The sequence below is a fragment of the Ramlibacter sp. genome (assembly GCF_035706265.1).
Lineage (GTDB): Bacteria > Pseudomonadota > Gammaproteobacteria > Burkholderiales > Burkholderiaceae_C > Ramlibacter.
Window position 1 is genome coordinate 1 of sequence record NZ_DASSVG010000146.1, and the last position, 6836, is coordinate 6836.

A 6836-nucleotide genomic window follows, 5' to 3' on the forward strand; every position below is an offset into this window, starting at 1 on the left:
ATCCGCAGGTGCGCCCAGTCGGGGAGCTCCATCTTCGTCCACCGCTCGAAGGCGGCGAGCCGCCAGCGCAACAGGAACTCGGGCTCGCGCTTGCGGCGCGAGATCTCGCGGATGACCTGCTCGTCGCCGGGATACCAGTTCTGCACCGTGGAGTACTTGATGTGCGCGTCCTCGTGCGCCACCAGTTCCACCACGGCCGCGTGCAGCTGGTGCTCGTCGCGCTGCGGCGCCGTGCAGCCTTCCAGGTAGCTGACGTGGCTGCCCGGCTCGGCGATGATCAGCGTGCGCTCGAACTGGCCGGTGTTGCGGGCGTTGATGCGGAAATAGGACGAGAGCTCCATCGGGCAGCGCACCCCCTTCGGCACGTAGACGAAGGAGCCGTCGGAGAACACGGCCGAATTGAGCGCGGCGTAGAAGTTGTCGCCCTGCGGCACCACGCTTCCCAGGTAACGCTCGATCAGTTCCGGGTGGTGCTCCACCGCGTGCGAGAAGGAGCAGAAGATCACGCCCGCTTCGGCCAGTTGCTCGCGGAAGGTGGTGCCCACCGAGACGCTGTCGAACACAGCGTCCACGGCCACGCCGGCCAGCCGCGCGCGCTCGTGCAGCGGCACGTTGAGCTTCTCGTAGGTCTCCAGCAGCTTGGGATCGACTTCCTCCAGGCTCTTCGGGCCGTCCTTCAGCGAGCGCGGCGCGGAGTAGTACGACAGCGCCTGGAAGTCCGGCGTCTCCATGCGCAACTGGCCCCAGGTGGGCGGCTTCATGGTGAGCCAGCGCTCGAAGGCCGCCAGCCGCCAGCGCAGCAGGAATTCCGGCTCGCGCTTGCGGCGCGAGATCTCGCGGATGGTGTGTTCGTCCAGCCCCGGCGGCAGGGAATCGGACTCGATCTCGGTGACGAAGCCGTGCCGGTAGCCGGCGCTCAGCACTTCGTCCAGGGGCCGGGTGTCGCTTGCTTCAGCCATGCACCGCTCCCGCTTCGACGCGTTCGACGCTGATCACGTTGGGGTCGTCGGCGTGCTCCAGCAGCAGGCGGCGCACGCGCTCCTGCCACAGGGCGCCGAACTGCGCCACCTCTTCCGGCGTGGCCATGCCCGTCACGGCGCGCGGCAGCAGCTCGCGCATGCGCGGATCGCCGCCCACCATCTGCGCATTGGCGGACACTTCGACGCTCTCGCCGTTGTCGGTGCGGGTGAAGCGCAGCTGGCCCGTCATGGGCACGCCGAAATGCAGCAGGTCGCGCCGCACGAAGCGGCCGCCCAGGCCGTGGAAACCGCCTTCGCCGGCAGCGCCGGTGAGCAGGCCGGCCACGTTGCCGATCACGCCGGCCACGCCCTCATCGGCCGGATCGCGGACTTCCACCCGCAGTTCGCCGCGGCGCGGCAGCGTGTCGGGATAGAGCGCGGCCAGCGCGGCGCGGGTCATGAGGTAGGCCGAGGCCACGGTGGGGCAGGAGTGCCCGGCCAGCTTCACCGCATCGGCATAGCCGTAGGTGATGCAGCCGTCCCCGGCGCCCAGGAACGCGGCCAGCGGGTCGTGCACCGCGATCCGCGGCGCCTCGCCGAAGAACGGCGGGAAAGAGTTGCCTTGTTCCATCAGGGACGCCCCTCCAGTTAAAGATGCACGTGCAATGCATCTATTCTAGGCGCTGCAGGGCCCGCCGGCGAGTGACCCTGATGGCAGGGACGTTGTTGCCCGCGCCGGCTCAGGCCGTCGGACGCGCCAGCGCGTCCTCCGCCGCTTCCGCTTCGCCCTCGGGCGGAATCGGCACCGAAATCCGGATCCGCACGCCCTGGCCCGGCGCCGTGTCGATCTCGAAGCTGCCGCCCACCAGGCGGGCCCGTTCGGCCATGGTGAAGAGGCCGAAGTGCTCCTCCGGCCCCTGGCGCGGGGCGCCGAAGCCTTCGAAGCGGAAGCCCAGCCCGTCGTCCTCGACCTCGATCTCCAGCCGTCCGTCGCGCTCGCGCAGCTTGACGCTCATCGTCGCGGCGCGGGCGTGGACGGCGGCGTTGGCCACGCATTCCTGCACGATGCGGAAGCAGGCCGTCTCCACGTCGGACGGCAGGCGCGGCAGCGAGCCGTCGAGATCCAGTTCCACCGTCCAGCCGGCGCTGCGGGCCTGCTGGCGCACCACCCACTCCAGCGCGTCCACCAGCCCCAGGTCGTCCAGCATCGTCGGTCGCAACCGCAGGGCCAGGTCGCGGATGTGGGCGATGGTGCGGTCGATGATCGCGATGCTGTCCTTCATGAGCGGCCCGGGGTCGGCGCCGCGCTGCACCTCCACCAGCTTCATCCGCACGGCGGTCAGGGTCTGGCCGGTCTCGTCGTGCAGCTCGCGGGCGACCCGGCCGCGCTCCTGCTCCTGGCCCTGGATGAGGCGCGAGGAGAGCTCCTGCAACCGCCGCCGCGCCGCCTCCAGCTCGCCGTTGGCGCGCTGCAGGTCGCGCGTGCGCGTGGCGACGATGCCTTCCAGCGAGCGGTTCAGGCGCTGCAGTTCATCGCTGACGCGGGCCCGCTCCGCCATCTCGGAACGCAGCCACTCTTCGGCCTGGCGCCTTTCCGTGAGATCGCGCAGCACGAGGCTGAAGCCGCGCAGCAGGCCGTCGGAGCCGCGCATGGCGCTCAGCACCATGGTGGCCCAGAAGCGCGAGCCGTCGCGGCGCACCCGCCAGCCCTCGGCCGCGCAGTGGCCGCGCAGCATGGCGACGTGCAGTTCGCCCGTCGGCACGCCCGTGCTCGCGTCCTGCTCGGGATAGAAGCGCGAGAAGTGGCTGTCGGCGATCTCGTCTTCCCGGTAGCCGAGGATGCGTTCCGCGCCGGCGTTCCAGGTGCGCACGCGGCCGTCCGGCTCGAGGATCACGATCGCGTAGTCGACGACGCTTTCGGCCATCAGGCGGAAGCGTTCCTCGCTTTCCTGCAACTGCTGCTGATCGCGCTGGCGGCGGCGCACCTGCAGGTACAGCCCGCCCAGGGTACCGGCCAGCGCCAGCGTGATCGCGGCCAGTGCGGCCCCGAACCAGCGCATGCCCCGCTCCTGGTCCGACAGGCGCTGCTGCAGCAGCTGGTCCTGCTGCGTCTCCATGGCCTCCAGCCGGCTGCGCAGGGCCTCCATCTGGGCCGCCGGTGCGCCGCTGTCCACGATCTCCTTGACGGCCTCGAAGCCGCCGCTGCGGCGCGCTTCCACCAGCCGCGCCGCCGAATCCAGGCGCTCGCGCAGCAGGCGCTGCAGCTCGGCCAGGTTGGCCTGCTGCTGGGGCGTCCCGGCCAGCAGCGCGCGCAGCTGCTCCATGTCTTCCTGCACCGCGGCCACGCCCTCGCGGTAGGGCTTGAGCGCCTCCTCGCTGCCTTCGATGGTGAAGCCGCGGTGGCCGTTCTGGATGTCCACCAGCGCGGCCCGGGCGTCGCCGAGCACGCGCAGCACCCGGTTCGTTTCCTCGACCCAGGCGACGGCGCGGCGCTGCTGCAGAGACACCCAGTAGGTGGCGGCCAGCAGGAGCAGCACCACGCAGCCGGCGGCTGCGAAACCGGTGAGGGTGAGATCGCCGAAGGAGCGGCGGGCGTTGGCGGCTTTCAAGATGCGACGGGCAGGGCAGGACCGGGAGATTCTGGAAGAGCGGCCCGGCCGCCGGACCTATTCCCTCTTCACATTGCTTGACGCACGTCAAGTGCCGCCGGGCGCCGCAGGCTGAGCGGCAGCAGCGAGAAGCCGCTGGCGGGGTAGTGCGCCGGCACCGGCGCCCGGCCCGCCACCGGCGCGATCAGGTCCGTCGCCGCCAGCAGTTCCTGCAGCACGATGCGCAGCTGCAGCCGCGACAGCTCCGCGCCGGGGCACACGTGCAGGCCGGCGCCGTACAGAAGGTTGAGAGCCGGGTCGCGGTCGACGCGGAAGGCGTCCGGGTCGCCGAACACCGCCTCGTCGCGGTTGGCCGAGGCCCACATCAGCGTGATGCGCTCGCCCGCGGCCACCGTGCGCTCGCCCAGCCGCACGGTGTGGCGCGCGACGCGGCGGTTCGCCAGCAGCGGCGGATGGATGCGCAGGATCTCGTCGATGGCGGGCCGCAGCAGCTCCGCGTGGGCGCGCAGTTCCTCCTGCACGGCGGGGTGCGTGGCGAGGTACCAGGCCAGGATCCCGATCGAGGCCGCCAGGGTGGAGAGCTCGCCGACCGTCCAGTTGCGCAGGATGCTGACGATCTCCTCGTCGCGCAGCGGCCGCCCGTCGATGGTCTCTCGCAGCAGGCGCGAGGTGGCGTCGTCGCGCCCCGGCTGCCGGCGGCAGGCATCGAGCTGCGCGCGGATCTGGCCGTCGAACTCGAAGGCGACGGCGGCCATGGCCTCGCGGTCGCCCGAGAGCGTGGCCTGCTGGTTGCGGCGGGTCCACTGGCGCAGCGGCTCGCGCACCGCGTGCGGCCATTCCATGAAGGCGCACAGCAGGCGCACCGCGCACTCGTGCGCGAAGCCGTCCATGAATTCGAGTTCGCCGTGCGGCAGGCCCTGCGCCAGCTCGCGCGCGACGGCGTGTGCCGCCGGCGCGAAGGCCGCCAGCCGCTCGGGCGCGAAATACGGTTCGATCAGCGCGCGCCAGGGCGTGTGCTCGGGCGGATCCATGCCGTTGGGGATGGAGACGTGGGCCGACACGGCATTGCCGAAGCCTTCCGCATCGAGCACCACGCGCAGCACGTCGTCGTGGCGGAACAGCGACCAGCGCAGGTAGTCGCTGTAGGCGACGGGGCAGCGGCCGCGCAGGGTGTCGTAGGCACGCAGCGGGTCTTGCAGGACGGCGGGATCGCGCGGATCCCAATCGGGAGCGGGGGTGGGAGTGGACATGACGGGTTCGGGCCGGCGGGTGCCGGCCATGGACAAGTTAGCCGCGGCGGCCCGCCGGGCTTGTAGGACAGCGCCTTCCCTCACGGCATGGCCGGGGGGAGCAGGGCGAGCAGCGCCGCCAGCAACAGGACGGCGAGGACGTTGTGCGCGAGCGCGAACGCGAGCGGCGTCGCCTGCGACAGCAGCGCCCAGCCGAGCGCGGCCTGCAGCAGCACCAGCGCAGCGACGGTGACTCCGGGGCGCAGGCCCGCGCGCCAGGCGGCGAGGCCCAGCGCCAGCAGCGCCGCGGCGAGCGCGATGCCCGCCGCGCGATGCGCCGCGCAGAGGGCCGACGCATCGCATCCGTGCGCGACGCGCTCGGCACTCACCACCCCGCCCAAGCCGGCCTGCAGCAGGAGCAGCACGAGCGCGGCCAGCACCCAGGGCCGCAAACGGCGCGCCGACGCTGCGAGCGCCGCCTGCGCACGGGTGGCCTGCACCATGCGGACGCTCAAGGCGAACATGAGGAAGCCGCCCAGCAGGTTGCCCAGGATCACCGGCGGCGCGCGCGAATCGCCGGCCATGCGGCCCAGCACGGCGAGGAACAGCGCCACGCCTAGCAGCGCCAATGCGAGCCGGCCCGGCACGTGCAGGGCGGGCTGCTGCGCCAGCGTCTTCACCAGCAGCAGGATCACCAGCAGCGCCGCCGCCGACGTGACCACGCGATGCACCATGCGCGCGGCCACCACGGCCTCGCCATCGAGCGCCGCCACGGCCTCGGCCGGCATCGCCGCACGCTGCACGTAGCACGCCGGCCAGGGCGCGCAGCCGAGGCCGATGCGCTCCAGGCGGATGTACGCGCTCAGGCTCGTGATCGCCAGCACCAGCAGCGCGCAGGCGATGGCGATCCGGTGCAGCGCGGAAAGCCGTGCGGCCGTCGGGGACATGCGCCGCATCGTAGCGGCGCGGCTGCGCGCGCGCTGCGTGTTCTCCCTCGGAGGCGGCGCGAACGTGCAGCACCCTTGTTCCAGATCAATAACCGACAAGGACGGTCGGACAAGCATGCGCCCCAGAGAGACAACCCAACGAGGAGACAAGCGATGGACCACGAAGACACCGAAGCGGGCAGCGTCCCGTTCATGCAGCAGTTGCTGGACAACCCCTTCCTGCTGCTGTTCCTGGGCGTGCTGATTCCGATGGTCGTCTACACGCTGTGGGGCGTGATCGACATCCTGACCATTCCGCTGGCGAAGTAGGGAGGCCCCCATGAGCGCCATCCTCCCGCCGGCCGAACGGCTCTGGTGGAAGCATCCGCTGGACCGCGTCGAAGGAACCTGGATCGCCATCGCCTTCGCGTGGTGCATGGTGATGTTCTTCATGATGGTCTACTGGCACGCCTACGGCCGTCAGAACCTCTCCACCGAAACCTACAAGACCACCCGCGAGCAGTTCTCCGCCAAGGCGCAGGCGGTGGTCGACAAGTACACGGTGCGCACCGAGACCGACCAGAAGGTCCCGGTGGTGGCGCCGCCGCCGGACAGCGACGTCTACCTGATCGCGCGCCTGTGGGCCTGGTGGCCGATGCTGGAGCTGGAAAAGGGCAAGACCTACAAGCTGCACCTCACGGCCATGGACTACAACCACGGCTTCTCGCTGCAACCGGCCAACATCAACATCCAGGTGGTGCCCGGCTACGAACACGTCGTGAAGGTCACGCCCAACCAGTCGGGCACCTTCTCCATCGTCTGCAACGAATACTGCGGGATCAACCATCACACGATGGTGGGCCGCATCTACGTGAAGTAGGAGCTCCCCATGTCCGCTGTCCTGCCTGCGCCTCCGGCGTCGCCCTCGGCGGTCACCACCTATCGCACCTGCCCGCGCACGGGCCTGCAGTTCGAGGCCCGCGCCGAGCGACTGATGATCGCCAACGCCGTCACGGCCGTGGTCGCCCTGCTGGTGGGCGGCCTGCTGGCCATCGGCGTGGTGCTCACGCGCTGGCCCGCCGTGCACTGGCTCGCCGCCGACACCTTCTACAT

At 71.0% G+C, this 6836-nt stretch carries 7 protein-coding genes and 1 pseudogene; 3 read left to right on the plus strand and 5 right to left on the minus strand.

Annotation, left to right across the window (positions count from 1 at the left end; genetic code table 11):
* The 5 genes from VFM98_RS05810 to VFM98_RS05830 all read right to left on the minus strand — a co-directional run.
* Positions 1-959: SufD family Fe-S cluster assembly protein (locus VFM98_RS05810; RefSeq protein WP_325108955.1), on the minus strand; the 959-nt coding region annotated here is incomplete at its 3' end.
* Entirely contained in the window at positions 952-1590 is a 639-nt protein-coding gene (locus tag VFM98_RS05815) for an FmdE family protein (protein ID WP_325108956.1), read from the minus strand. The genes VFM98_RS05815 and VFM98_RS05810, both read right to left, overlap by 8 nt.
* Before the next feature lie 109 nt (positions 1591-1699).
* Positions 1700-3568 (minus strand): CHASE3 domain-containing protein, encoded by a 1869-nt coding sequence (locus VFM98_RS05820; protein ID WP_325108957.1) that lies wholly within the window; start codon positions 3566-3568, stop codon positions 1700-1702.
* A gap of 68 nt (positions 3569-3636) precedes the next feature.
* A complete protein-coding gene (locus tag VFM98_RS05825; RefSeq protein WP_325108958.1) occupies positions 3637-4818 on the minus strand; it encodes a cytochrome P450 in 1182 nt (393 codons plus the stop codon).
* Positions 4819-4898: 80 nt separating this feature from the next.
* Entirely contained in the window at positions 4899-5744 is an 846-nt protein-coding gene (locus VFM98_RS05830) for a COX15/CtaA family protein (protein ID WP_325108959.1), read from the minus strand.
* A gap of 153 nt (positions 5745-5897) precedes the next feature.
* Here VFM98_RS05830 and VFM98_RS05835 point away from each other — a divergent pair, with 153 nt between their 5' ends.
* The 3 genes and pseudogenes from VFM98_RS05835 to VFM98_RS05845 form a co-directional block, all read left to right on the plus strand.
* Positions 5898-6053 (plus strand): hypothetical protein, encoded by a 156-nt coding sequence (locus tag VFM98_RS05835; RefSeq protein ID WP_325108960.1) that lies wholly within the window; start codon positions 5898-5900, stop codon positions 6051-6053.
* 10 nt (positions 6054-6063) lie between these two features.
* Positions 6064-6603 (plus strand): cytochrome C oxidase subunit II, encoded by a 540-nt coding sequence (locus tag VFM98_RS05840; protein ID WP_325108961.1) that lies wholly within the window; start codon positions 6064-6066, stop codon positions 6601-6603.
* 9 nt (positions 6604-6612) lie between these two features.
* A pseudogene (locus tag VFM98_RS05845) lies at positions 6613-6836 on the plus strand (hypothetical protein); the annotation flags it as partial.